Genomic DNA, 26,296 nt, shown 5'->3' with positions numbered 1-26,296 from the left:
GACGCTGAATGCCGAATCATGTCTTCAATAAGCCTCATTTCTTTCTAGATTCTACCGTTACATCACAAAACTTCACTACACCAGTCGGTGGCGGTGGTGGTTCCGTTGAAATACCTTTCAGAAATAGACCTCAGCATAGTGGAAAGCTGAGGGGTGATTTAGCTACTGTTTCGGCTAGTTTTGACGATGTTAAAGAGAGTGCTGTTGATATCTCTTTGCAAATGGGAATTGGTGTTCAAGTTGAATTTGAAAGTTATCCAGGAGTTGAACTATCAGTTGAAAGCTTAGCTAACGCCACTCAAGGTATCGACTTGCACAACGTTAAGACCTTGCCTTGTGAAGACCAAACTAAGACGATAGCTACTGTTTTTATTCCAGATGGCAAGCTTAGTTTCTTTGAAAAAAAGCTTGAAGATTACGTTAATTATAAAAAGAACAGGCACGGAAAACCTTTAGATAATCAAAAATTGATTGATGCGATTCAAGCTATCCATACAGCAAGCTTTAAATCAGTCTGGTCAGATGATGATACCTTATTGCCCGAAAGCGAAGAGGATATAGTATGGTGGGAGGTATGGCTATCGACTCCGAAGCGAAGCAGAGAAACCGCCAGCGTTCACGAAGAAATATTAGCTGATTTCACTTCTATTGCAGTGGAGATAGGTGTCGAAGTTTCCCAATACCGTTTGAGATTTCCAGAGCATACTATTACCCAAGTTAAAGCATCTAAGTCTCAATTATCTGGTAGTACTTTACTATTAAGTCGAGTTGCCGAGATTCGAGCTCCTCGGGTTACAGCGGAGCTTTTCGATTCCTCTACGCCTGTTGAGCAAGCTCAGTGGTCACAAGATCTTTTAGACAGGCTAAAACAGTCAAATAATGGTAACGAGCCATATGTTTGTATTCTTGACACTGGAGTCAATGTAGAACACCCACTATTGGCACCTTTCGCTAATACAACTGATCAACTTACGGTCACTTATGACAGAGTTCCTGTTGATAGCCATGGACATGGAACGGGAATGGCTGGTTTAGCTATATGGGGTGATCTCACGGAAGTTCTAAGTGGTGATGGTGAGGTATCAGTAAATCATAAACTTGAGTCTGTTAAAGTAATTGATAATGATGGCGACAATAAGGATAAACCTCTAGGGCTTGTAACATCAGATGCTGTTTCAACAGCATTTATTGCGAATCCAGGAAGAGATAGAGTGTTTTCAATGTCTCTATCTTCGAATACGCCTTCAGATAGAGGAAGAGCATCCTCTTGGTCTACGGCTCTAGATGCCCTTGCTGCTGACTCATTTAACCGCGGGGATACTCCTTGCTTGTTTACAGTGTGTGCTGGCAATGCTCAATTTAATTGCTTCGCTCCTGATGATTATCCGTATCCAGAGTACAACCAAATTCAAGGGGTATCAGACCCAGCTCAAGCTTGGAATGTCGTAACAGTTGGCGCATATACTAGTAAAACTACTCTAACGGAGTCTGGTGATCACTATCCACTAGCAAGTAGTGGTGGAATATCTCCGCATACTACAACTTCTTTAACTTGGGACAGAAGTAACGCTCCCGTCAAGCCAGAGGTTGTTTTTGAGGGCGGTAATATAGGGAAAAGTGAACTTGATTACAGAGATGATTTGTATGATTTGCATCTTTTGACCACTCACAACGATTTTTCTCAAAGACATTATCAAACTAGTTATGCTACTAGTGCTGCTACTGCTTTGGCTGCCCGATTTACAGCACAGGTTAAAACGCATTACCCAGACCTGTGGCCTGAAACCGTCCGAGCTCTCATGATTCATTCAGCAGATTGGACAGATGAAATGTTCAAGTTGATATCAGTTGATCGTAATGATAAATCAGTCAAAAAGGGTCATATGGTAAATCTGACTAGGATGGTAGGTTTCGGCGTCCCTAATCTTGATAAGGCTCTTTGGAGTGCTAATAACTCTCTGTCCATGGTTGTCCAGAATGAAATACAACCATTCCATAAAGATGGTAGCTCTATTAAAACAAAAGATATGCATCTTTATGAGCTTCCATGGCCAAGGGATGCTCTATTAGATCTGGGTGACACAGAAGTAGAACTTACAGTAACGTTATCCTATTTTGTAGAGCCTAACCCTTCTAGTCGAAACATTCTAAACAAGTATAACTATGCGAGTCATCAACTGCGCTTTGATGTAAAAAGGCCATTAGAGTCAGCAAATGACTTTCAAAAACGGGTGAATAAGGCTAACAGAGCTTCAAAAACTGATAAGCCTACCTCAACAGATGACTCGAACTGGCGGATTGGGAGTGATAATCGCCATAAGGGCTCTATTCATAAGGATATATGGCGTGGAAGTGCCGCTGAATTAGCCGAGCGCGGTCAAATTGCTATCTACCCTGCAAGTGGATGGTGGAAAACTCGTACCACACAAAACCGTTGGGAATCTAACGCACGCTATGCATTAGTCGTTTCTATAGCGGCACCTAAAGCCGATGTAGATATATATACCGAGGTAGATACTAAGATCGCAGTAATGGCAGCGGCTAAAGCAGTTGTTACGGCTTGATCATCTGTTTGTTGGGGAGTCCAAGGTAATAACGCTATGTTAAATACGGTGAACTAGAGTTCCACTCTCCTTTTTAAACGTTAACTCATCCTGCTTCAACTCGTTAACTGTAGTGGGAAAGAGAAATTTAGCCAGCCACATGTAGGGTGGTCGTATAGTTGCAATACTAGAAGTAATCCGAAAAGTCAGAATGCTCTATGGGTCGTAACTCACAATTGTCCAAAACTGAGTTTCGAGGCCAATTTCACAAGTGTGTTCACCAAGCGATTTTGTCGTATGTTCGTATTTCAGAGGGCTAAGAAAGAAAAGGAGGAGTGACGATGCCATACAAGCAAGTCACTTTACTACCGATGCACGCCTAGTCCATTTGTTCGGAAAAGCTAGACGCATTAAATTCGCCCGTCGGTCAAATGGTGACCGTGTTGAATGAGAACAGCGAGAAAATAGTTACCAGAGAAGATTTTGATATGCTCTTAGAACAAATTGATGTGTGGGAAAAAGCATCTTCATGACACTTTAATTTACATTAATATCTGCCACGAAGGCTGTGCAAGCAACATTGAGATAAGTGTGTCATAACCATTTTTGAAATAGTTAGTGCCCCAAGAATCCCTTATTTTCTTGACGGCTCCCATTACCGTTCTTTATCTTCAAGTCAATAATTTAAATGAAAATGATTATCACTCACTTTTAAAACTTTAGTTTGATTTTATATAAATTGAATTGTTTATGTAATTGGTTTTATATGTTGACATCTTGTCAGCATATGGAGCTTTAGGGTGGGGTCTTACGAAAAATACGTTGGAATTTTATTCGTTTTATCAATGTGTAACTTTAACAGTTACGCCGGAGCAGACGCTTTTAATAATGAGCTTTGTAATTTATCTCATGCCGGCTGGAAGAACGATAAGAACTTGAGTGCGGCTGGGTATGAGTATTGTGTAACCGGGACTGTATTTGACCAAGTTATTAACCTAACTCAATCCCCTATTTACGTTTCCACACAAAAGGGGAAGGTGAAAAAGGTACAGGGCGAAAGCAAATTTAAATTAGCCTTCTCTCGCCGTGTACATTTCCTTTCACAAGAGAACGTCCGGTTCTATAGAATATTCACAAAGTTGGTGATCGCTAACGATAATTCTGCAAACGCAGCAAAAGAAAGGTATAAATCCTTGATGCAGAACATTTCATTTGACTCTGGTGAGGCAGTGCTGCCATTTCGAGTAAAAACCATCGGCTACGAAGCTCCAATTTTTATTGGATCGTTCAATGAGAAATTTTCACAAAAAGGTTTGCAGTTAGCGAGCTCATCCCCAATGGCAGTGGGACCAGGAGTAATCATAGGAACTGGAGCAGCAACAGGGTCTGGCAACGCATGGGATAGCGATAAAGCATGTGGCGGTGACATTGTAAGAGGTGGCATTGTTGGGGGATTAACGGCAGCTGCTGGCTTGGCTTTAGCATTACCAGGAGGCGTGGGATTCATTGTTGCAGCTGCGGCTACATGGGCTGTAAATCGCTCATTAACAGGCATATGCGCTTCATGCCACGTTTCGTACTGTGACAATACTGAAGAAAGCAAACACGGTATAGGAGGAGGTAGTGGGAGATTTTAACTTAACGAGTGTGACTCTTATCACTATCATTTTGTTCGTTAACTTCTTCTTAACAAGAAAGCAAAAGCACCTTGATGGGTTCTATTTGAATACCTACATACTGGTGATGGCAATAGCGCTAACAAATTTCGACATTATCACTATCGCACAACTGCTTGGTGCAAGTTTGGTATTTTTGATTGCTAGTTACGAACCGATAAGAACGAAACTCCCACTGCAGGGAAAGCCGTTATTCATAACGCAAAATGGTATATACATAGCGCTACTCTTAAGTAGTTGCATCGGTTGATGTCGAGTATGTGTTCTGTAAAAACAACTAGCCTCGCCAAGTGCGAGGCTTTTTATTGCGGCTTTCGGGGCCGGCAGGATGGCTCTAATTGTGGGTCATGCATTAGCCTCAACGTATAAACTCTACGCACCATATTAGAATAGAGCTTTTCCTGAAAATGAACGACTTTTCCTTCTTTGATGTTCAGCAACTACTTACTTTTCAACAAGTCGCCCTCTCTAAAGTAAAATTCTTCCCTATTATGGTCAATACAAGCAAAGCTCTTCCCCTTTTTGAATTAACTTTTAAGTGATGCGGATTGGTAGTTTCTTGAGTCAAAAGCACTATCTAGTTGTTGGGCTTTTCGCTGAAACGGGCGCCCCCTCCAAAAAACCGCCGCTCGCTTGCTGTTGAGCAACGATATTGAGCTGGTGGCCATGTTCCACCAGCCGTTTGAACTCACATAATTTAATAGGTGTAATCATGTGCCATGATGCAAACTCGTCGTTTTGGTATGTTTAAAACGTCACGTTTTATATTAGGAGTAAATTATAACCATAGAGTTTATAGTTACAATGCGTGTTCGGAATTTATATAGACAACAGCAAAACTATTTAAGTTGTACGCTGCTGACCTTTTCAATGTGTAACAATACGTCCATCACATCGCTGTGAGCTTTGAGTAACTTTCTCTTAGCAAGAGTCCATGCCGCCAATTTCCCATGAGCGCTCACACTTACCTTAATGAAATGCTCGCGCTTCTGGTCGTTCTCATCGTACTTGGTGTACCGCGCCACATAGTATTGCTTACCATCAATGGTAGTTAACCGTGGTTCGAGACTTTTCGGCAATCGCGCCAGTAAGTTGAATTGCTTGCGAACGCGATCCCAACAACGCCCCCATAGTTCCTTGCCGATTTGGTTGCGTATTTTGGTTGCCTTGCGTAGTCCTTTCTTTTCACCAATGCGAACAAACCCGACAGAACGACGAATATAACCACCCTCCGGCTTAGGTACACTAACGGCGTAGCAAGTCTTTTTCTTGGTGATAAATCGATAGCCTGTGTTAGATACGAAATAAGCATAAGCGTTACGACACTCTGACACTCTATAACCCTCAAAAAAACAAAACATGCGATTCCTTTCGGTTGGATTTAACTGGCCATTGCTGCCCTTTCTTGGCCAAATGAATAACGTTACAGCGTAACTATGCTTTTTATATTCCTAATTAATGCGACAGATTGGTAGTCTTTAGGTCATCATAGCTGCAACCAAGCACTAGCTTGATTGCCTTTTTACTGAATCCTTGCTTCATTAATTCTCTTACCTTTGGCTTGAGCTCATTCGGAATCGGGGTTCGGGAAAGTTCCTGTTGTCGAAGCCTAAATTCGTTCACTCGCAAGTTCGAATTCATCAGAGCTTTACACATAATTTCCCCTCCCTTTATTCTGCCTTTGGTTTTAATGAAATGCCTGTTGTGTACTCTTTCGCTTCATCGTGGAACGTTCTTAAGTAGTGGTCAGTCACGGCAACACTAGAATGACCAAGCGCGTCCTTAATCACTTTCAAAGAGGCTTTCTTTTCAAGCAGTAGCATGGCGTACATTTTTCGCATCGAGTGTGTTGATAGCTGGTATGGCAACCTCAACTCCATTGCTATGCGCTTATACGCTCGGTTGATGTACTGGATGCTGATCGCATTGCCCTTTTTGGCCAAGTGGTGATTGGATTGAAACATCAACTCATTATGGCCATTGTGTAGGTAGATACGCTTAATCAGTTCTTCCAGTTCGGCGTTAACGTGGATGGTGATTCGGGCGGCTTCTTTAGCGGCCTTTTCACTCTTACCTCGGGTCATACGACCTTTAAAGCCTTTTGACTGCACAATGGTAAATGACGACCTAATCACGCCATTTATCATCACATCGCTGAATTTTAGCTTCGAAATGTCGCAATAACGTAAACCTGTACGCACCTCCATTTCAATCATCATCGAGATAAGCGGGTTTATGTCATCCATTAAACGGATGATTTTTTCCAATTCGTCTAAGTCACGCGCAGGGAAAGCAGCCATTAGATCAACTCCACTTCATTAGCATTAACCGTCTTAAACTCACCACCAACGAATACCTGAATTTGCAGGGTTCGAGATAGCAAGCCAAAGCCCAAGAACAAGCCGAGCTCCCCATCGACACACACAAAATCGTGGTGAACAGGTAGGCGGCCAAAGTGGTTAATCATCTTGGTTTGTGCTTGAACACTTTGAGGCTCTTTAATGGTATTGATAGCAAAGCGAAGCTGAGAGCGAATCTTTAGGGCATTGGCACCTTTTCGCGCCTTGCTGATCGTGCCTTGCACACAAGGCAAGCCGTAGAAGTTGCGAATGACAGCGGCGGCTTGCTCTTGCCCTCCACACTCATTAATTAGCTCATCCAGAGAGATAAGAATAAGGTCATGATGACGCTCTTGGATGGCACTGCGTTTGCTCGCCCATTCATCCGAAAGCGACACCAATTCATTTTTTTTAAACATTTTTGCTGATCCTTTTTTGGCAAAATGCCAGTGTTTGCTCGGAACATAATATATTCCACCGGAATATTTTTTGCAACCCTGTTCGGAATTCTTATATTGAAAGTACAAAGAGTTCCAAAAGCGGGCGATTAATCAACTTTTGACAAATAACGCAACAGTGCTCAAAACACCACCAGCAAGAAGCCATTTTTTATCAATATTCCTATGGAATATTTAGGTTCATTCACACAAAATGCCAGGATTAGAAAGCAATCTTAGATATTTGATAAGTTATTGTTTTTATTGGATTTTATGTCTTTTTGTGTCGATGAACAGCGACAAAACATTGGATAAGTTAGTTTCAGTTCTGTTTAGAACTGAAACTAAAAGAGGTTTTTTTGAAACTCGCCACGACAATTACCCGTCTGTGGCAATATAATGACAGTGTTACACCGTCACGCGACACGAACAAACATGCATATCCTCAATTATTATGCGGTATAGGTCACGTTCTCAAAACCTAACTGCTAGTAACGATATGTTTGCATTATTTTGCATATCTAGACAATCAAAGATCACAGTCTCATAATACTCCGCGAACATCAGCTCGGTTGGCGAGAATCCCCTAAACTCTTTCCAAATCAGAGCTATATACGTATTGGCTATCCGGTCAATTGGCTTAAGAGATATAGATATGCACTGCACGTTGAATCAATTAATTCCAATCGAAATACTAGATAAATGTGACCTGTCCCTAGATGTATTTAGCAGCTCGTTCCTCGATGACGCAACCGACATTTGCATGATGCATCTTATCCAATCGCATCCGAACGCACTATGCAATTCATCCATTAATCGTGATGACGTATTAAACTTCGTTCGAGATCACTTCTCCGCTTAAAAAGCAACACTTATAACGTCCTTCTGTTCGTTTTTTATTTAATTCCGAACACAAAAACGGTATGCTACGCATCAAGGATAAAGGTAGGGTTTTTCGTTACTCGCATACGCTCAGGGATGGAGTGTAACCTTTATCCTCCAATGTAATTTGGAGCAACCGTTCACCATGATTAATAAAAAAAATACTGAAATTAAAGATTTAAAAGCTATTGATATAGAAACACTTAATCAATTACTTGCAAATAAACAAACGGCAGATGCGCGCCTAAAACGTGCCTTGAAGCACCGCGCGACTTTTTCCGAACAAATAGATGGCAAGGAAGATAGTGGACTATTCAATGATCGCATCGTAGCTGTAGTAAAACGTGGTAATCCTACCACTCGTTTACTTGAGTATATTGAGGCCGCGAAATCAGCCAATAAAGAGCTTTTAGAGCGCGCACCTCAATACTTCAACAGCTCATCTAACTCATTTAAAGAGACGACCGTAATTGAGAACGTCCGTCGCGTTAACATCACAATTAATAAAGCAGCTAGCAGCCAGAAAGTCACTGGTGCACGTCTAGCCAAAAGACTTGAAGCATACCTACGCGACCTCGACCGTAAACTCTCCTACGATCTTCCAGAAGATGAGAAAGAACAGCTCACTAACAATAAAAACACTGCATTGAATGAATTGAAATACTTCAAAGACAATGCAGACGTTGAGTTTAGAAAGCGCGGTCAAGAACACAATGATATTGTCGCTATTATCCATACCTATGATGGCAACAATGGTGGCATTTCTCGCGTAGCTAAAAAGGTTCACGTTAACGCTGGTGGCCTTGTTCTAATTAGGCATCGCTCTTGTAAAGATCACGATGTGCTAATCACGAACAATACCACTGAGGGACGCTCGATATTCGATGAAGCGAATGCTTTTAAGTCGGTACTGTACCCTAACGCTAATATGTATATAGAAAGCGAAGTTGACGCTATTCGTGAAGCCAGAAAAGAGCTTAGAAGCAAGAACGAAAGCAAAGCACGTTCGCAGTTCGATGGATTAGTGAACTAAGGTTTTAAGCTAAATTATTGTTGTTCCGCTTTGATTGGTGATTTGGTGGCGATATTTAACGGTATCGCCACCTTTTCATATTACTTTTATATGTTGGCGCCAACGGAATTAAGCATCGTCCGATTCAAGCGCTTCCAGTACCCATTGTTCTACGGAACTGCGAGACTCTAGCATGCTCTCTGTTACTTCCATTTCGTGCGGCACATAATCTACCAATTGAGAAAAGCAGTATGTATCCCAACGGTCAGGTGATGGGATGTTCATTTTCTCTTTCATCATCGGTTTTGGCATCATTACCCATTGGCCTGACTCGTTGATTGCACAAGGTATTTTACTGCCTTGTTCTGCCGTCTTGACGTTCTTATCTATCTGCATGCGGCCTTGGTTTATCGCATCCCGAGCCATAACATTGGCATACGCACGCTGGTTAAAGAAACGCTGATTATCGCTGGTGGAGTGCATCTTCTTACCCCAACGAATGCGCTGTACGCGCCGTCCGTAGCGTTCTAAGCAAGTCGCCGTGTCATAACCTACACCGTCACTATCCACTGCTATCGTGATGTTTGGGTACAAGTCCTCACTACACTCTGCATGGATAATGTCAGCGAACCGAACCGGATCGACCGTGCTTGGTTGTTCAAGCAATTTCACGCTCTTAACGATGCGCTCCATGCGTTGACCCCAAACCTTGCAGATATTGAGTATCGAGCGGTCACGACCATTACCCACGTCCACCAGCGCAGCCCAACCCCAACCATCGGGCATATCGAGGTTGAGCCTTGCGCTTTTGTCCAGTGCATCCCGACTAAGCAGCATGCCAGCAATGGAACTTGGGAACTCCCCACGTACTTTAATCAGGTATTCCGGTGCCTCTCGACCGCCATACTCCAATCGCTTATCGAGGATAAATTCCACGGTTACGAACGGAGATTCCTCGGAGTTAAGCCGGATGGCTCGCCATCGACCACTAGGCTCGGCTAATCGGTGATGCGTATCGTAGAAATAGCCGCTAGGGCGCGTTGGCTGGCTCAATAACAGCATTCGGTTATCTTTCTCGGTCAATGCACCCGCTAACACACCAAAAGCCTTATCAGAGACGCCTGACGCCTCATCGACAATAACAAACAAGTGTTTAGCGTGTTCACCCGCTAGCGCTTCCTCGTTACCAATACGGCACGATTTAGCACTGGTTTGCCAGATACCTTTTGCTGAGTTTTCAAAAAAGGCTGTCTCGGTAATGGTGAAGTATTGCTGTAACCAACCATGCTTTTGTAAGAGCGTGTTCCAGTTGGATTTTAGGTACTTCCATACACCGATTTGTACCTGTCTCGCGTTGTTCGCCACCAGCACAACACGCGCATTGGGGAAGCAGAGCATGAAAGCAATGATCATGATACTGGTCATGTCTGACTTGCCTGTACCGTGGCCAGAGCTGACAGTCGTTCGCGCACCAATACGCTGAGCACTATCAATGATTTTGCGCTGCTGCCAGCTCGGCTTCTTACCGACTAGCTCAACAGCGAGGCGTTTCCAGTCATAGCGATACCGCTTAACTAGGGCAGGGTAACGGGGATCTTGTGTTACGCTCTTTATTCGTCTAGCCACCAAGTACCTCGAAGCTGTCTACATCGTCAAACCCCGACACTCCCTCGTTATCGAGGTCATCATAGGCTTGCTCTTTAGCGGCTTCGTTTTGTATTTGGGATGGGGATAGGGTAGGTTCTACGCCGTTCTCTAGGTCTTCGGCTTCTTTGATTCGTCGGTTTACTTCTTCTTTGCGCGCAGGTAGCCAGTTATCTTGCTGCTCAATCTGCTCTAACGTGTAGTCATCAAACAGCTCATCCAGCTCTTGCTCACTGATACCAGTGTCGTCTACTTCTGGTTCTAGGTTCGCTAGCTCTACCTTAGCTTCATGCAATAGCGTTGCTGGTGGACGTGCGCCTAACTTCTCGATTTGCTGACACGTCTCTAAGGCTGTCCAGTTGTTCTTAGTGCGCAGAGAAAGCATTTCTATTACTAGGCTGGTTTCTTCCGCTGGCAGTAAGTGTGGCATCATCAATTCAGCGTATTCCTGTTTACGCAAATCGATGTAGCGCTTGGCCTCTTGTTTGGCCATCGTGGAAATACTCAATTCCAGTTCACGCAATCTGGTGCCATAGCCAAAGATGAGACGGTCACGCATGGCGTTTATGTCTACTGGCTGGTTTTCGTCATCGAGCGGAATGTCTCCGCTTTCTTCCATTTCATCGATCTCTTTAAGGCGTTTAGCTAACGTCTCATTCATTCGGTAATACTGCGAACGGGCAATAATCAGTTCGTTGCAAACCGAAAGCGGATCGGTATCCATGAGAATATCCATGATTTCGCCAGTAATACCCGCACTACGGGCATAACCACCATGCACAACAGGGCGACCCACTTGAGCACTGGAATACTGCGAAAGTCCCTCAACTGATCGCGGGTTGCGCAGTGATCCAATACCCCCTGTTTTCGCGCGATCGCCTTGCGCACTTTGCGCTTGCGCAGTTGCCCCCGCTTCTTTGGACTTTGATTTATCAGCCCTTTTTTTCTTCTTGTCGTTTTTCGCTTCTTGAAATTTCGCTAATTGCTCATCGTAAAGATCAAATAATCGATCAAACTCGGGCAGCGATCGCATGGAATTAAACTGGCGGCGCAATGTCGCACCGTTCACCCCTTTATCTTTCGCAAAAGCGGCCATCGTGAGCGTTGGGTTTTGAGCGCCACGCACGAGAAATTCTTTCAAAAGGGAATGCCAGTCATTGCCTTGACTGGTCTTTTTTGCTTTGATTTTTGGCATAACGGACGGTTGGAACTTGCCGCCCGTTTTGGCTGGCCGTTTTATATATCGCTTAGCGGTGCCGTACTTCAATCCGTTGGCTTCGCAATACTCGGCCAGCGTCAAAGTCGGCTGCTTCTCTAACTGCTCCCAAAACTGCTGTTGGTGAGCCTGATAGTCAATCTTGCCGGACACGGTTAAACCCCATAAACTTTGTTACGTTCGGAATAATACATAGTTTAAACAGGTAACAACAATACGAACGAGGCAACTTAAAACAATCATTTGATTGTCAATAAGGTTTTAAATGCAAAAATTTATAACGCGACATTAAATAGTATTTACAGTAACGATTTTCTGCATATAATCATGGCCTGCTAGTGAGTAACGCTACTCATGTACAATTGATTCTGCGGCACGATATAGTAATTGGCTGCGTTATCTCACTAGCCACCTTTCCCCCATACCCAAGACAACGCGCTACGTGACGAAAGGAATACCCCCTTGAAAGCACCCGAGCGCATCAAATTCAGACACAAAGCCAAAACCAAAGCACGACAAGCCATGTTTAGAACCCGCCAACGGGAAAAGGGATTAGCGCTACTTCAAGTGCGAATTTCACGCCTTGCTCACACAAAAGCATGCGAACAATGCGAACAGAACGGGATTACCCTGACCGAGCTGTATCAGTTGGCCATCAACAACACCGATCCAAACCAACTACCAGAAAAGCACCCCGAAATAATCGAGGGCGACCTAGTAGGGACACGCCAAATCAGTCCTTGGATTGACCCCGAAGTTGCAAAGACGTTTGAGAAATTGGCCACCAACTACCGCAATCGAACCATAGCGATGAGTGCTATCGTCTATGCGTATTGCGCTCGATGCGAAGCTGAATGAACCGAACAGGACACGCTTGGGGCGCACTGTGCTTTGCGCCCGTTCCTCTCGCCTTAATGGCAGACACAACACCACTACATTCAATCCTGGCATTTCTTGGTTGCTTAAGCGGTTCGAGCGCACCGGACTGGCTTGAATTTGACAGAATCCCGCACCGAACTTACACCCACATCCTTTCGATATGGCTCGCTGTAACGGCTTATGGCTATCATTTGGCAATAGGGGAGACATTCGTACTCATTGAGGCGTTAAAAGCCACCAGCACGATTCTAGGTGCGATTCTGTGTGGATTTGGATGCGGTTGTGTGTCGCATTGGCTTGGGGATGTGTTAAACCGCCAGCCAGTGCCGATTTTTACCCCATTTGATAGGTACTGTTTGAATCTATTCGCTTCGGGGAACCACCAGCGAATCACATGCGTATTCATTTTCTCGGTAGCATGTATTTTAGTTGGCTTTTTACGACCTTTTAATTCCGAATAGACTTTTTAAAAATGGCATTTTTTACATAAAAAAAGGCCACATTTTACCGTGGCCTTTTGATTTTGAGGAGTTGTCAATAACAGGTAATTCAATAACCAATCAATTGGCCATCTATATTTTGGAGTATCCACGTCCATTTTCTTGCGAGTGAGGTAAATATAGGACACTCAAAACGCCTTTTCAATAGATTAAAACGCGACACATAAAAAAAGAGCCAGTATTTCTACCAGCTCTTTAACTCTCTTTTGCAAACCTTCTTTGAATCACTCGCCGAAGCTGTACGCTTCACACGAAAACAAGGCAATTATATTGATACTTACCTCGAAAAATCAAGAAAAAAGCGCCAATGGAATAACCAAAGGCGCTTGAGCACAGTTGTCTAAGATTTTTAAAGGAAAACACAGCCGCCACTATGGAAACCATGTAATTTACCCAAATATAAAATTATACGTTCGGAATGATAATTTAACACACCCCAAACTCTAGGCATTACTACAGCACTCGGTTGAACTGCTCCACTGCATCAACAACCTGTCTCGCTCCATTTTGTATCTCATTCATAACTACACCCGCACTTTCTGATAATTCGAGTGTGTCGAGCGCTTCCTGTTGGCATTTTGCAATCAGCTTAACTGCGTTGTCCGTTCGCTGTAAGTTTTCACTTACCATTGTGACAATTTCATCGGTGGTTACATTGGTTCTTGTAGCAAGCTGTCTGACTTCATCAGCAACAACGGCAAAGCCTCTACCATGATCGCCTGCGCGTGCTGCTTCTATCGCCGCATTCAACGCAAGTAGGTTAGTCTGGTCAGCTATACTACTAATGCTATTTACTAGCTCGCTGATACGTGCTGAATGAGCTTTTAATTCATCAATTGCAGTGTTTGCTTCGCGCATTTGCTCCGACAGTATTTTCATCTTATCGAGTGTAGATCTTATCACTTGCTGCCCTTGCTGTGTTTGTATCCCCGTCTCTTGGGAAACATCATTAGCCAACTGTGCAGCCTGCGCCATTTTCTGCTCTTGCATTACCTGTTGAGTAATCTCCGTAGCGAACTTAACGACCTTATACAACTCACCTCTATCATTATGGATAGGGTTATATGAAGCTTCCAACCATACGGGGTCACCGTAACGATTGAGCCACTTGAATCGCTCAGAAACGAAGTGATCAGCAGCTAACCGCTGCCAAAATTGGCGGTAAGACTCAGAGTCAGCTTCCTCTTGTTCACAGAACATACGATGGTGCTTTCCTACTACCTGCTCAAGAGAGTAGCCCATTATTTTTAGGAAATTCTCGTTCGCCTTTAAGACATGACCATCTAATGTGAACTCAATCACTGACATAGAGCGACTTATGGCGTTCAGCATATCTACTTGCTCATGAGATGACTTAATTGTTCGTGTAAGTTCTGTCGCAAATACAAAAATACTCTCCACATTTTCATGCTCATCCCAAATAGGTTGGATCACCGCTCTCAGCCACGACTCCTCACCATTACCTTTAAGAACCTGTAATGCGCCATTCCAAAACGCTTTATCTTGAACAGCTCGTCTCATCCTATGAAAGTGCTCTGTACCTCGCGCGTTAGGTGGCACTAATTCTGAAATGCACTTATTTAAAACATCAGCATCATTTAACAGCATTTGTTGCTGTAAATTAGTATTTATTGAAGTAATACAACCTTTGCCATCGAGTGTTAAACAAAGCATTTCCTCATTTAAGCTGCTATGGATCTGTTGCAGGCTATGTAAATCCTACTTTAATCTTTGGTTTTCTTTCTGAAGCGATTTGTTGAAAAACATGACTCTCTCGTTTAATTAGCTTCAACGCTAATTCACATTTTATTCTTTGTATTCTCATTACCTTAATAAGCACGAACGTATTCAAAATTCCATTGCATACCAGCCCACATCTAGTTAATAGCGTGAGCTTATCAGGTTATTTTTTCTACGGCACTCATTGTGGGCAGTATACTTAATTATCCTAATGACCCAAGCGATTTTGCTTCCAGGCTGACCTTTACAAACAAGCTTGTTGCTGAAATTGGCACCTCTCTACTTACTTTTCATGCTTTGAGTAACATTATGTATTCTCTGCACTTCGATTGGTGCAACAATAGATAAGTGATAGCATTGCCTAATATCTCAACCGAAACAATTAAGGATTTAGCATGGACGACGCACAGTTTGAGCTAGGGAAAAAGGATGGTTACTCAGCTGGAACGCTTGTATCAGGGCTTGCTATGAGCGAAAAACCTCAGAGTTATGCTGTAGGTTATATTGCTGGATATGCATCGTACGTAGCTAGCATGGAGCATGGAATAAAGAGAGCAGCATACGAGTCAGGAAAGCTTGCTTTTAGATACCGTGTTCCTAGGGATATTATCAAGGCCATTGTCCTCGATGACATTCTAAAGACTACAGATAATGCCACTTATGAATGGTTCGAGAATGGTGTAGAGGCAGAGCTCGAAGACTTCGATAAAGATTAACCCTATACCGAAGACCAAAGGGCTGACCCTCTTTCGAAGATCAACCCTTTGCCCTCTTTGGGAGCCTGTAGGTTTTACCCTACAACGCTTGCACAACCTTATTAAACAAGCGCACCGTATAGGAAGTCGTATCCGTCACTGCCCTATGGGAACAATACTAAACTCATTCCGAACACATCACAATATTAGTTTGCATTTCATTTTGTGATTTTTACCCATTTAAAGATAGTTTCTGTCGCTTTTTGCTGGTGGCTTTCTTGAGTGTTTCATAGTAGCCAATCTTTATCAAAAACAAGTACCAGAGCGCATTAAGAGTCGTGATTTGCCAAAACTGTAGTTCAGCAAACCAGAATCGCTTTTTCAGATGCTTGATGGCCATGTAGGCTAACCATTGGTGTTTAAATCTAAGTACCGTCACTAGGCGCGCTTTCTTCACCTTAAGCGTGAATACATAGGCTCTTGTCTTTCCTGTCTTACTCATTGCTTGCTTTCCCCTCTAACTGGTATCGAAGCGGAGCAGTAAGCCATCCCCAACGTTTATGTCGCCATATGTCGCTAATCGTGGACTGGTGTACGCCGTATTCCTCGGCTAACGTGTGTTGGCATACCTGTTTAGTGAATAACAGCTCATAGATGCGTAGAACTTCACTAGGGGATAACTTGGATGCGCAGTTCTTTCCTCGGCGGTCTACGTTGTCCTTTACGGCCTTTTCAGCGGGTACACCAGCCTTAAGGCGTCTTAGCACTCTGCGGTAACTGGTATCGGTAGCGGCGCATAGCTGTCTTGCGGTCATTACCTTGCCTTGGTAGGTCACAAGGTGCTTGGTAGCCTCGGCCAGTAGTTCCTCTCCGGTTCGTAGTCCTTTGTGATACGCGCGATAAAGGGAAGTCATTGGATAGCCAGTTAACTGAGCGAGACGGTACACGCTCATCGATTGACCCTGATATTGAACACTCATAGTAGCTCACTCCCTTAAGCCACTTTAGCGATTTGCTCATAGATATCAGTAAGGTGCGTTCTGCCTACCTTACGGTTAAAGCGCATGGATGGTGTTTGTAGACCTTTCTCGGTAAAGAGCACTAATGCACTGCCGAAGTTCACACCTTGCTTTTTGGTGTGTCCATCTGTCTCATAGAACGGGTAACGACCATCCGGCTTGTAAATCATCGTGGCGTAGCCCTCAACCAAGTCCAGCCACCACGTTGTGAGTTCTTCATGTGGTAACAGCATCATGCCGTCACGGCCTTTTCTGGCTTGTTCTAGCGCCTTTTCCAGAAACTCAAACTTAAGGTCAAACGGAGGATTGCACCACCAGCCATCTTCCCATTCGCCTTGTAGGCCATCGAACCCAACACAAACAGGGTTTAGGAGCTGAGCGGCCTTGTGTTTTGGCTTAAGGCTTGGGAATCCACTCGGCTGTTCGTTAATCCAGTCAGGAGCCACGTAGAAGCGGTTCACCTTGGCGGTTTGTGGCTCGGCGGCCACGTCTAAAACAAACTCTTTTCCGGTATCACGTCGAAAGAGGAATTGAGCATCAAAGAAACAGTCCCAACGAGTCGCCCATTTGTTCTTTGCGCCCTCGACGGTCTTACTTTTGACTAGGTGCGCCATTCTCTGACTTCTCCCCACTCTTGGCCGCTACCGTAATGCGCTCGATGCGTTCTGCGTCCAAATCAATCTTCACTCGCTCTATCTTTGGATAGACCACCAATCCATAAAAGCTGTATGTGCCAATACCGACAACAGCCACCAGCGCTAACACAATGGTTATGGCCAGTAGTCGAACAGAGCCGATAAAGACACGCAGCCCAATTGCCTTGCTATCATTCATGGACGCGTACCATGCCCTTGTAAGCAGAGAACAATACGCTGTGCTCGTTTTTGACACCTAAGCGCTCTTTCGTCGCCGGATTAATGGTTGTGCGTTCACGCTCTATGTGACGGAAACGGCCAAAGCCTCGAATTTGCACCTCACGGCCTTTCGCAATCTCAACCAGAATGTGATTGATCATTGCATCCAGACAATCGCCCACCAGCTCTGCATCATCACCAGTAAGCTTTAAGCCAAGGCGTTTAGAAATGTTTCTTTCAATGTCAGTTCGGTTTAAGCGTGTGCTCATTAATGTGCCCCCTTGATCTCGTTTACCTTGTTTGCCAGCTCATCGCGGAATACATCCGATGCACTAAAAGTCAGCTTGTCTCGCGCAGCTACAATCGCTGGTGCTCCCGTTTTTGGATTACGGCCAGCTCGCGCTTTCTTAAGGCGAGGTGCGAACGTACCGAAACCACTAAGCAATACAGCATTGCCCTCAATCATGGTTTGAGTTGAGATTTCTTCGATAAAGGCATCAAAAACCAGCTCGCATTCTTCACGTAATGCGCCCGTTTCTTTTTTCATTGCTGAGATCAGTTCGTGCTTACCTACGGCTTTTTGTTTAGACACGCTAAGTCCTCTTGAATATCTTTCAGATAAATTCCGTGCTGTTGGCCTAGAAGATTGATGGCGTAAAGCACCAGTTCTTCTCGACTGCTACAGCCAAGTTCTATTTGGAGTCGCCTAATTTGCTCTCGTTGTGTCGCGCTGGCGCGATAGTATTGACGTTTAATGTCGAACCTAGCCATTTTGGCCAGATGACGATTCCAGCGCTGTTGAGGCGTCAAGGCGTCTTTTTTGGGTTTACGTCCTGCCATGCGACGATTATAACCATTCCGAACACGCCGTAAATATTCCGAACACAATTTCTGTTTTTAATACAAAAAAATACCGCCCATATAGGCGGTATTTGTGGAAAGATGATCAAGGATTTGATTAAGCTCGTTTGAACTCCGAAAAGTGGCTGCGCATGCCATCACGAACTTTGAGAGGCGTTTTGCGCAGCTTGGCGCGTGTCGCTGTGTCGTATAAGTATTGTTCCCATTCCCAATAGGACATATCACGTAGTCGGCCTACTGGCTCACCAACACTATTCATGAATATGTAGGTGTTCTTGGCTTGGCCGTTCGGGATTGAGTTGCCATTACCATCCAATATCTCAAAGACACCTCTCGCACCGACAAACGTCACGGTCAGACCATATTGCGCCGCTGTAGCATCAATCATTGCGCTAGTCAGATAAACATTCTCGCCAAAGATTTTAGTACGGAGGATTTCACGACGATATTTCTTAATGTCTCGAACCCATTCGAAGATGACGCAGCGAGTATGTGGTGTTCGAATATTGGTTTTCACTTTGATTAGACCAGCATCGAATAGCATTCTAATCACTCGATAGTTGATCTTCTCTCTTGGTGCAATTGTGTCGCCAGTAGCATCGTAGTCACAAATATGACCACCAGTAAGCCAACGATACGCTTGAGCGCTACCAAATTCCCCTGCGGGGGCATAGCTTAGCAACAACTTGTCATAGTAAAGGTAATCGCATAGGAAGTTACGGACTACCTTTGTTGCTTCTAACACGTCTAAATCAACTGGCTTTTGGCCAATGCTGTGATATTCACTCGCTAACATGAGAAAACTAAGCCCTTTTTATATACTTATGCGGCCAGTCTAGTTTTGTTATCAAATGTTGGCAATTGGAGATAGCTATTAATTTGACAAATGCACTCATCAAACCCCTTGGCCACAACCACGTAATACCCTAGATTTTGGAACATTTTTATCTTTTCCTGTTGTTCCTTACTTGGGCGACCTTTTTCCGTTTTTACCTCCAAAAAGAACCCGTGATACCCCCCTCTCGGGATAGGAAAAAATATATCTGGCACACCTTTCTTTTGTCCCTCATAGCTCATCATCGAAGCCGCTTTAGGTGTTCGATAGCCACCGTTCGGGATTGAGAAAACCAGTGGGTAAATGTCCTTGTACTGCGTCTCTAACGTGTAGAACAAACGCACCTGTAACCAGTGTTCGGCCAGTTTCGTGTCGTTAAACTCTTTCGGGCGCTTAATCCCTTGTGCAAGGCGCGTTTTGTGTGGTGAATCCAGTTCCACTTTCTTCTGTGTTGCAGCGCGCGCAACGTCATTGTCTTTCTCAAGAATACGGATAAGCCAAGCTGGTAGTTCCGACTTATCCACCAGCGCGGTATTAGGGACGTTTATCGATACCGGATTGATGATGTGATTAACAGAACGGTTAATCTCGTTAAGTGCTGCATCGATATTGAAGTCGCCACCGTGGCCAGCTTTCACGCCTTTGCTTTTCCACTTCTTGCGCTTAGCGACTTGGTTTGCGAGGAAAGAGTGATCGAATCGTGGTGCCTTGGCCATAACTAGATAAGCCCTTGTGTTACTAAAATCTCTTGTTCCTTACGGCGGTTAAAGTAGGCAAATACCTCGTCCTTGGTGAATTGCTTAGCTACCACTTTGCGGCGGCCACCTTGCGAGAAAACACGCTTAGCAATGTCCTCAGATAGCGTCCAACAAAGTGCGGTTTCGATTTCGGATTCGTCATTGATAGCTCGGTAGGCCGTGATCACCTTGGGTAGCTTGGCGAACGCCTTGCGCTCTGACGATTTCATCACCTTGTGCTTGTTGCGTCTCGGGCACGTAAACAGGGACGACCACACACATTGATGTTGGTGCGAGCCTTGCGCTTTCCATAGCGTTCCTAGCGTGTCCCAATAGGTTGAGTCGTCTTGGATAGCTGGCGCACTGCGAACAAAGAAATCGAGCTGATAACACTCAGGAATGGATAACAAACGGGAAATGATATTGGAGTCGTTAACGTTAGCCACTTTGTACCTCTTTTTTGCCGCCTCACACTGCTTGGCAAGGCGGCCTAACGTTATGATCTTTCGATTAGTGTATTGTGCTTACTTCGGGGTTATGTACTTTGCGAGCTTTTGAGCGCATCGATTCCAGCACCATCGCTATCAGCTCAATTGGGGATGGCTGCCCCTCAAGGCTTGCGTTTTTCGATTTTAAAATGTCATTTTCAGCTCTTAGCACCTTGGCCACTTGCTTGTTACATTGATTGGCCAGCTCGCTAGCAATGTTTCCCATTTGTTGACGCGCATCCTCACGGCTCTCACAAGGCTTACTCAATACTTCGGAGCACTTTTGAGAGAATGTCATCAAACGCTCGTCAGCCAATACACTATTAAAGAGCTTTGGAAAGCTCTTAAGCACTGAATCTGGCGCGCCCGACATTCGTTCATCAAGCTTGCGCCTCACCGATTCACGAACATTTCTTAAATGGTCAAAATAAAAACTTGGACTTAAGTGAACACGCTTGTTTTCCTCGTCAAATTTAAAAGACAGCCCTTTAACAAGTCTTGTTCCGCAATGTTGCTCAGTCATTGTTTTACTCACTCTTAAAAAATACGTGTTTATACTCAGGTTTGATTGGTTGTAAGCCCTCTACAGACTCCACTCGGTCGCACTCTCGAAAGAACGACAAGATAGGGCAATACGATGAATTGATACCTCTCGTTACCTTGCACACCTCTTGGAATACCAAGGCGCTCTCATACTGCTCTGTCGAGCAAGCCGTAAAGAACATCGGATTGACCACCAGCGAGCCGCTAGAATCGGTTTGTGCCGCAGAACTGTTAGCAACAATCATTGGCACGGTCATCATTAAAGCAGCATTCGCCGCCGTGCTTGTTGTGCTGGTGGATGCTTTGATTGGCGTTGCCGGACGAACAGGCGCAGGAGCAACACGAACTGGCATAGGTGCAACTCGAACAGGGGTTACTACTGGCGCTGAATGCGCTTGAAAAGCGGCCAGCAAGGCCGCCGCTAGTGTAAATTTTCTCAGCATCAGTGAATAGTCTCCCCGTTAGCTACAACTCGTTGAACGTTCTTAACTTCTACGGTTGAATCCGGCTTGGTTTCCACTTTCAGCATGTCAAGCATATCTATAACAAGGCTAAGCATCTGCTTAGTTTCTTCTGACGTACCACCAAGGCGGTCATCTGCCGATTTAATGTTGTCTTTGAGCTCGTTCGTCAGGTAATCGCAAGCTTGTTGAGATAGGTTCGTTAACACCAAAGGCAAGTGCATTTCGGGATCAAATTCTTCCTCCCCCTTGTACACATATTCCAATTCATTAGCGGCACTCATCGCCAATTGGAATAGCTTGCTGTCCATCAGTAGCGTTTCAGCAATCTTGGTCGCCACTCCCACGACTACTTGAGGCGGTACTGCATCTTTGTCGTTCTCGTCATACTCGTACACCTTGCTTACGTGCATTGGAATTGCTTGAAGAACCACATCACGCACAGCGCGGTAATGGTCGTAATAATAGGGAGCCATCAAAACCACTCCGCCTGTTTCGGGATTAAAACCGACCATCATTGTGTTAACTTCGCAGGATGTTTCGAACTGTTCTTGAGTGTTCATGCTCATGCCTCTCGCTTTCTGGCTTAAACAATTTATTAGGGGTAGGAAAAGCAAGGGAGCGTATCCCTTGCGGGTTTAAATTCTTCTCAGTATTTGTGGCTTTGGTGCGCCAAGTGTGGGTATTCCTTTTCCAGCATGTACCCTTTGCTGCATTTCTCGCATCGATGCGCAAACTCATTATCGACGCGCACCTTACCTAATCGAACTACATTGCCTTTACACTGCTCGTCATCGCATTGGTACGTCACTAGCACGGCTGAAAATGGCTTGTATGTCTCGCTCACTTACGCTTACCTCGTTTCTGGTTACGTTTAGGCTTGCTTGGTTTCTTTGGTGTGTCAGGAATACGGCCACCAGCGGAATGCAGCGCGTACTCTGTATTGAATCGTTTGTTGATGCGCTTAATTAGGCTTACGCTGCGTGGTGCAAGCTCTTTCGCACGTTCAATGTGTGTTAGCGCTCGGTTTAGCTCATGTTGAGGCACGTAATCACTTAAGCGCTGCGCAATCTCTACTAGGTTCACTTGGGTACACCAATCCAAATCGAGGACTTTGGCCACACTCACGACTTTCTTTGTGCGCTTAACTGCACGGTCTAAAGCTCGCTCAATTTGGTCTACTGGCACTTGCTTAGCGGCCTCGGTAAATTCTTCCCAATACTCTTGTGGCAGTACGCACGATTCGTGTAGCAGCTTAGACATACATAGGGAACCATCTTCACCAATGTAAGCCGTGTGGCCAGCTCCGGTATGCGTGTTCATTAGGTAAATCAGACCAAAACGCTGATCCGGTTTGCCTAGACCCTCTTGAGGCTGAATCGCTGTCGCCTTGCAAAGCATGTAGGCTTGCCAGTTACCGCCTTTCCAAACGGATTTAAGATCGTGGTATTGAACCGCTTCACCTAGATATAGGTTGTCGTTGCGCAGTTCTTCGTTTTCGTGAGCAATGATCGCTGCGTAGGCCAACACCTCATCAATGTTGTGCATCACGTAGTGATAGTTCTCGTCAGCGTTCTTCAATCCCTCGCTCATGCTGTTGATTTGCTCGGTTTGAGTCGCCACCAGCTCACTTAGCATTTCGATGTGCTCTTTGCTCTTGGTGAGCTCTGATTCAGTGGCCTTGTATGCCTCATCCAATGTCGCGTTCTTAGCGGCGGTTGCTTTGCGTTTGTCCTCGGCAATGCGTAGTTGCTCTTGAACACTCTCAAGTTGCTGATTAAGCGATTCCAGTTCACCAGATGATGCCACTTGGTTAGCCAATGCAGCGGCTACCTTGTTCTCCACCAGCTTAGGAATGCCGTCCAGTTCTTGTTGAGCGTGACGCAACTCAGTGGTAAGGCGTTTGATCTCTGCTTCTAGGCGTTGGTTGTCCTTACCTAGACGCTCGTTTTCTTCGCGTAGCTCGGCTGCGATCTGCTCGGCTTCGTTACGCTTTTTACGCATCACCTCAGTACCAGCCATTGCGCGGTCACGCGCTGCAAGGATTTCGGTACGTTCATCAAGCATTGCCTGATATTTTTGCTTTAGCGCCTCGTCGGCCTTGGCCGTGCGTTGGGATAGTTTGAATTGCAAGTCATCGATGATGTGCTGCATCAAACCAACAAGCGGGATCTCAAATTCTTTGATTTCAATTGGCGAATTTTCAGGAAGTCCCCAAGGAAGCTCTACAGTAAAAACATCGCTCATCGGAAAATTTCTCTACTACTCAAAAATTGGGATAAGGGAATAGGGTTAAAGTGTTTTATTCTTGGTTAGCAAAGCGCTCTAGGCGTTCTTCTAAGTCATCCAGCCAAACCAGTATTTCGCTACCTTTGTGAACGTAGTCGAGGTCGCTGTCTTGGATTAGTTCGGCTACATGACCCGAACACCCGTTTACTTCTGCCGCGATTGCACGGTTACTGAAATAAAAAGCACTTAGTGTGTCAGTAAAATCCGTTTCGCCTGTCGCCTCGCGCATTTCCATAAGCGCTTTAATGGTCATTCGACGCAACACAATCAGTAAGTCGCCTTGAGTTGCTAACGCTAAATTTTGTTTACTCACCGTTTAAGCCGCCACGTAACTCAGCATCTTGTAATGACGGAACTCGTTCTGGAACGGTATTTCATCGTCAAAGTCCATTGGTGGCTCGCCGTATTGCTGTTGAGATTGATCCCAACCACCCTGTTGCTGTGGTGAATGCTGTGGTTGTTGAGGTTGACCCCAACCGCCTTGTTGTTGCTGGCCACCAGCTCGGTTATTGCCAAGCATTTGCATCACGCCATTAAAGCCTTGAACTACTACCTCTGTGCTGTAACGGTCTTGGCCTTGCTGGTCTTTCCATTTGCGAGTCTGCAATTGCCCCTCGATGTAAACTTGTGACCCTTTGCGTAGGAACTCCCCCGCCACTTCGGCCAACTTGCCGAACAACACCACTCGATGCCACTCGGTTTTTTCTCGGTTCTCCCCTGTCGCTTTATCGCGCCAAGTTTCGGATGTAGCGATCGTGATATTCGCTACTGCACCGCCATTTGGTAGGTATCGGATTTCGGGATCTGACCCCAAGTTACCAACCAGAATGACCTTGTTAATGCCTCTTGAAGCCATTCGTTATTCTCCGGTATCTCTCTTTACCGCTTTGTCTCTGTTAGAAATCGCATCACCAAAGAACAAATAACCCACGTCTGTACTTGTGTAGACCGCTATCAGTTCTAGGTTTTGCACCCTTGGGTTCACCTCGCCATTCTCGATTTTTCGATAAGTGTCTGGTGATAACCCGATTAACCTGCTCATTTCGAGTATGGTTAAATCTGCATGCCGTCTCGCTCGCTTGATTCGCGCTGCACGTTGCTGTCGATACTCAAGCGATTGGATTCGAGCGGCCTGTTTAGTCTTTGCGTCTCGCATTTTCATAGAAGCTCTCCACTTCACTTGCTAGTCGTTCTTCCTCGGTTGTTGTCGCCTTAATCAAGGCAACGCGATATTCATGTAACCGATTCTTTGACCAATCTAGGCAGAGCTTTTGCCACTTGATAACGGCAACCGGATCGGAAAGGTCGTAACCCGTCCCAAAACAGCTACAGCACTCCCACTTGCTAAATAACGACTTGGTGTAACCAGTGCCATTGCAAGTCGGGCAGCGATCCGGCTTGTCATCCAATGTCACATCGGCATCTTGTAACCGGTTCGCCAGAGCTTCGCGTTCGTCCGTAAGCTCTATGCCCTCGAATGTATCCAGGATTGATGGTGAGCTTTCGTCTCGCTCTCTTTGCCGTTGTTCCAGTTGAGATCGCTTAATTTCAGAAATTTCCCCACTCATCTTTCATTCCGAACACATCGATTTTATTCGCAGTATAAACACACTCAAAAAACAATGCAAAACGCATTGATACAAAAACCGAAACGATGTGTTTTGCTCTCAGCAAACAGGCAAACAGACTCATATGAGGAATCAGCAAATGTCAGAGAACAACAGCAAAAAAGTTCACGACCAAATCCAAGCAGACGTTAAAGAGTAATACCTCGAACAGCGTCTTAGACTTCGCTTTGGCCAATGCAATTAAGAGCGGTCAGAACAACCTAAATGACTTGTGTAAAATGTGGAGAATCCCAGTAGAAAAGATACTTAGCAAGTTAAACACTTCTCTTTTCAAAGTGGATGATGATAAAATCCACCTCGCATAGACGGATACGTTTAGCTATCGGGATAAGAGTAATGGAAAGCTTCGGGGAAACTCGAAGCTTTTTTTTGCCTCAATATTTTATCCGAACACTCAATAATTTAATGCACAAAAAAATCGCCCACTCATAGAGAAAGCGCTTTACGTTCGGGATTTAATAGAACGCAAACCAGAAACAAAAACAAAAAAAAATAACCAAAACAAAAAACAATACTGTCGTTTTATAAGAAACAAAATCAAAGTTAGAAAGCATCAATCGCGAAAGTTGGTTGGAATTGATTCATCAAGAAAACTCGACCGTTAGTCCTACAAACACGCATTCAATTTAAAAAAGCGGTATAGTGAAAAACAGACGTCTTACGTGACCATAACGACAGATCGTTTAGCATCTTATCAACGTCAAATAGTTGATAAGATGCTGTCAACACTTAGGCTAATTGGAAATTAGTGGGCAAGAAATAGCCAAATTATAGCAAGCTTAACCACTTAAGTTGTACGGGGAAGCATTTTTGTTTTTAACAGGATAAGATGAGTTAACAGCAATATATTGAATGCGCTAACCCATCTGCTGGAAGCGGCAACTTTCTTTTGAGGTTTGCATCAAGCAGAAAGGAAAAATGAATATGAATTATAGGATAATAATCTTGCTCATATCCCGATTCATGTAGAGAAATAAATATTTTTCAAAGCGTTTCTTTATGAGAGGGGAATTATCTG

Annotated in this window: 31 protein-coding genes; 6 read left to right on the top strand and 25 right to left on the bottom strand. The window is 44.6% G+C overall.

Features of this window, described 5'->3' with window-relative positions:
• Positions 1-8: 8 nt before the first annotated feature.
• Positions 9-2,564, top strand: a complete 2,556-nt coding sequence (locus R7P36_RS18880; protein ID WP_318122264.1) for a S8 family peptidase — start codon at positions 9-11, stop codon at positions 2,562-2,564.
• A gap of 779 nt (positions 2,565-3,343) precedes the next feature.
• Positions 3,344-4,180: a hypothetical protein gene (locus R7P36_RS18875; protein ID WP_318122263.1), complete on the top strand. Its 837-nt coding sequence runs from the start codon at positions 3,344-3,346 to the stop codon at positions 4,178-4,180.
• 878 nt (positions 4,181-5,058) lie between these two features.
• Here the strand turns inward: R7P36_RS18875 and R7P36_RS18870 are convergent.
• From R7P36_RS18870 to R7P36_RS18860, 3 genes are all read right to left on the bottom strand, one after another.
• Positions 5,059-5,580, bottom strand: coding sequence for a hypothetical protein (locus R7P36_RS18870; RefSeq protein ID WP_064369722.1), 522 nt, complete (start codon positions 5,578-5,580; stop codon positions 5,059-5,061).
• Between the two features lie 309 nt (positions 5,581-5,889).
• Positions 5,890-6,519: a tyrosine-type recombinase/integrase gene (locus R7P36_RS18865; protein ID WP_054866453.1), complete on the bottom strand. Its 630-nt coding sequence runs from the start codon at positions 6,517-6,519 to the stop codon at positions 5,890-5,892.
• A complete protein-coding gene (locus R7P36_RS18860; RefSeq protein ID WP_064369724.1) occupies positions 6,519-6,977 on the bottom strand; it encodes a hypothetical protein in 459 nt (152 codons plus the stop codon). Before R7P36_RS18860 ends, R7P36_RS18865 begins: the two co-directional genes overlap by 1 nt.
• Before the next feature lie 1,045 nt (positions 6,978-8,022).
• Between R7P36_RS18860 and R7P36_RS18855 the strand changes: the two genes are divergently transcribed.
• A complete protein-coding gene (locus R7P36_RS18855) occupies positions 8,023-8,910 on the top strand; it encodes a hypothetical protein (RefSeq protein WP_017634088.1) in 888 nt (295 codons plus the stop codon).
• Positions 8,911-9,018: 108 nt separating this feature from the next.
• Here the strand turns inward: R7P36_RS18855 and R7P36_RS18850 are convergent, their stop codons facing one another.
• Positions 9,019-10,515: a terminase gene (locus R7P36_RS18850; RefSeq protein ID WP_318122258.1), complete on the bottom strand. Its 1,497-nt coding sequence runs from the start codon at positions 10,513-10,515 to the stop codon at positions 9,019-9,021.
• The gene (locus tag R7P36_RS18845; protein WP_169628916.1) at positions 10,508-11,902 is read right to left on the bottom strand and encodes a hypothetical protein; all 1,395 of its coding nucleotides are present in this window, start codon (positions 11,900-11,902) and stop codon (positions 10,508-10,510) included. The genes R7P36_RS18850 and R7P36_RS18845 overlap by 8 nt, the downstream gene beginning before the upstream one ends.
• A 309-nt stretch (positions 11,903-12,211) precedes the next feature.
• Between R7P36_RS18845 and R7P36_RS18840 the strand changes: the two genes are divergently transcribed.
• Together R7P36_RS18840 and R7P36_RS18835 are read left to right on the top strand one after the other, a co-directional pair.
• Positions 12,212-12,607 (top strand): hypothetical protein, encoded by a 396-nt coding sequence (locus R7P36_RS18840; RefSeq protein ID WP_318071996.1) that lies wholly within the window; start codon positions 12,212-12,214, stop codon positions 12,605-12,607.
• Positions 12,604-13,089, top strand: coding sequence for a metal-dependent hydrolase (locus tag R7P36_RS18835; protein WP_318071997.1), 486 nt, complete (start codon positions 12,604-12,606; stop codon positions 13,087-13,089). Before R7P36_RS18840 ends, R7P36_RS18835 begins: the two co-directional genes overlap by 4 nt.
• 492 nt (positions 13,090-13,581) lie before the next feature.
• On the opposite strand, the gene R7P36_RS18830 is transcribed toward R7P36_RS18835, so the two are convergent.
• The gene (locus tag R7P36_RS18830; protein ID WP_318072014.1) at positions 13,582-14,835 is read right to left on the bottom strand and encodes a PAS domain-containing methyl-accepting chemotaxis protein; all 1,254 of its coding nucleotides are present in this window, start codon (positions 14,833-14,835) and stop codon (positions 13,582-13,584) included.
• Between the two features lie 428 nt (positions 14,836-15,263).
• Here R7P36_RS18830 and R7P36_RS18825 point away from each other — a divergent pair, with 428 nt between their 5' ends.
• A complete protein-coding gene (locus R7P36_RS18825; protein WP_169628920.1) occupies positions 15,264-15,584 on the top strand; it encodes a DUF2623 family protein in 321 nt (106 codons plus the stop codon).
• Positions 15,585-15,795: 211 nt separating this feature from the next.
• On the opposite strand, the gene R7P36_RS18820 is transcribed toward R7P36_RS18825, so the two are convergent.
• The 19 genes from R7P36_RS18820 to R7P36_RS18730 all read right to left on the bottom strand — a co-directional run bounded on the left by R7P36_RS18820 (position 15,796) and on the right by R7P36_RS18730 (position 25,218).
• Positions 15,796-16,065 carry a hypothetical protein gene (locus R7P36_RS18820; protein WP_169628921.1) on the bottom strand — a complete coding sequence of 90 codons (270 nt, stop codon included), beginning with the start codon at positions 16,063-16,065 and terminating at the stop codon, positions 15,796-15,798.
• Positions 16,058-16,543 (bottom strand): hypothetical protein, encoded by a 486-nt coding sequence (locus R7P36_RS18815; protein WP_169628922.1) that lies wholly within the window; start codon positions 16,541-16,543, stop codon positions 16,058-16,060. The genes R7P36_RS18820 and R7P36_RS18815 overlap by 8 nt, the downstream gene beginning before the upstream one ends.
• A 14-nt stretch (positions 16,544-16,557) precedes the next feature.
• The gene (locus R7P36_RS18810; protein ID WP_074190797.1) at positions 16,558-17,196 is read right to left on the bottom strand and encodes a DNA N-6-adenine-methyltransferase; all 639 of its coding nucleotides are present in this window, start codon (positions 17,194-17,196) and stop codon (positions 16,558-16,560) included.
• Entirely contained in the window at positions 17,174-17,416 is a 243-nt protein-coding gene (locus tag R7P36_RS18805) for a hypothetical protein (RefSeq protein WP_017634081.1), read from the bottom strand. The genes R7P36_RS18810 and R7P36_RS18805 overlap by 23 nt, the downstream gene beginning before the upstream one ends.
• On the bottom strand, positions 17,409-17,705 hold the full coding sequence (locus R7P36_RS18800; RefSeq protein ID WP_169628923.1) for an HU family DNA-binding protein: 297 nt from the start codon (positions 17,703-17,705) through the stop codon (positions 17,409-17,411). Before R7P36_RS18800 ends, R7P36_RS18805 begins: the two co-directional genes overlap by 8 nt.
• On the bottom strand, positions 17,705-18,028 hold the full coding sequence (locus R7P36_RS18795) for an HU family DNA-binding protein (protein ID WP_052484255.1): 324 nt from the start codon (positions 18,026-18,028) through the stop codon (positions 17,705-17,707). The genes R7P36_RS18800 and R7P36_RS18795 overlap by 1 nt, the downstream gene beginning before the upstream one ends.
• On the bottom strand, positions 18,007-18,276 hold the full coding sequence (locus tag R7P36_RS18790; RefSeq protein ID WP_169628924.1) for a hypothetical protein: 270 nt from the start codon (positions 18,274-18,276) through the stop codon (positions 18,007-18,009). The genes R7P36_RS18795 and R7P36_RS18790 overlap by 22 nt, the downstream gene beginning before the upstream one ends.
• Positions 18,277-18,394: 118 nt before the next feature.
• Positions 18,395-19,093, bottom strand: a complete 699-nt coding sequence (locus R7P36_RS18785) for a hypothetical protein (protein WP_017634077.1) — start codon at positions 19,091-19,093, stop codon at positions 18,395-18,397.
• A gap of 26 nt (positions 19,094-19,119) precedes the next feature.
• Entirely contained in the window at positions 19,120-19,848 is a 729-nt protein-coding gene (locus R7P36_RS18780; protein ID WP_169628925.1) for a VRR-NUC domain-containing protein, read from the bottom strand.
• A gap of 2 nt (positions 19,849-19,850) precedes the next feature.
• Entirely contained in the window at positions 19,851-20,315 is a 465-nt protein-coding gene (locus tag R7P36_RS18775) for a hypothetical protein (RefSeq protein ID WP_256952031.1), read from the bottom strand.
• Positions 20,316-20,379: 64 nt separating this feature from the next.
• A complete protein-coding gene (locus R7P36_RS18770) occupies positions 20,380-20,880 on the bottom strand; it encodes a hypothetical protein (protein ID WP_161607486.1) in 501 nt (166 codons plus the stop codon).
• A gap of 4 nt (positions 20,881-20,884) precedes the next feature.
• Entirely contained in the window at positions 20,885-21,343 is a 459-nt protein-coding gene (locus R7P36_RS18765; RefSeq protein ID WP_169628926.1) for a hypothetical protein, read from the bottom strand.
• Positions 21,343-21,924 (bottom strand): hypothetical protein, encoded by a 582-nt coding sequence (locus R7P36_RS18760; RefSeq protein ID WP_169628927.1) that lies wholly within the window; start codon positions 21,922-21,924, stop codon positions 21,343-21,345. Before R7P36_RS18760 ends, R7P36_RS18765 begins: the two co-directional genes overlap by 1 nt.
• Positions 21,925-22,010: 86 nt before the next feature.
• Complete coding sequence (locus tag R7P36_RS18755) at positions 22,011-22,208, bottom strand: hypothetical protein (protein WP_169628928.1); 198 nt, start codon at positions 22,206-22,208, stop codon at positions 22,011-22,013.
• Positions 22,205-23,608, bottom strand: coding sequence for a hypothetical protein (locus R7P36_RS18750; RefSeq protein ID WP_169628929.1), 1,404 nt, complete (start codon positions 23,606-23,608; stop codon positions 22,205-22,207). The genes R7P36_RS18755 and R7P36_RS18750 overlap by 4 nt, the downstream gene beginning before the upstream one ends.
• Before the next feature lie 55 nt (positions 23,609-23,663).
• Positions 23,664-23,963 (bottom strand): hypothetical protein, encoded by a 300-nt coding sequence (locus R7P36_RS18745; RefSeq protein WP_169628930.1) that lies wholly within the window; start codon positions 23,961-23,963, stop codon positions 23,664-23,666.
• 3 nt (positions 23,964-23,966) lie between these two features.
• A complete protein-coding gene (locus tag R7P36_RS18740; RefSeq protein ID WP_064369743.1) occupies positions 23,967-24,506 on the bottom strand; it encodes a single-stranded DNA-binding protein in 540 nt (179 codons plus the stop codon).
• A 3-nt stretch (positions 24,507-24,509) separates the two neighbouring features.
• Entirely contained in the window at positions 24,510-24,812 is a 303-nt protein-coding gene (locus R7P36_RS18735; RefSeq protein WP_169628931.1) for a helix-turn-helix domain-containing protein, read from the bottom strand.
• Complete coding sequence (locus R7P36_RS18730) at positions 24,787-25,218, bottom strand: hypothetical protein (protein WP_169628932.1); 432 nt, start codon at positions 25,216-25,218, stop codon at positions 24,787-24,789. The genes R7P36_RS18735 and R7P36_RS18730 overlap by 26 nt, the downstream gene beginning before the upstream one ends.
• Positions 25,219-26,296 lie beyond the last annotated feature (1,078 nt).

Origin of the sequence: Vibrio sp. 397, assembly GCF_033339395.1 — a bacterium.
Taxonomy (GTDB): domain Bacteria; phylum Pseudomonadota; class Gammaproteobacteria; order Enterobacterales; family Vibrionaceae; genus Vibrio; species Vibrio alginolyticus.
Note: the sequence above shows the minus strand (reverse complement) of the source record. Positions and strands in the feature narration are given on the sequence as shown.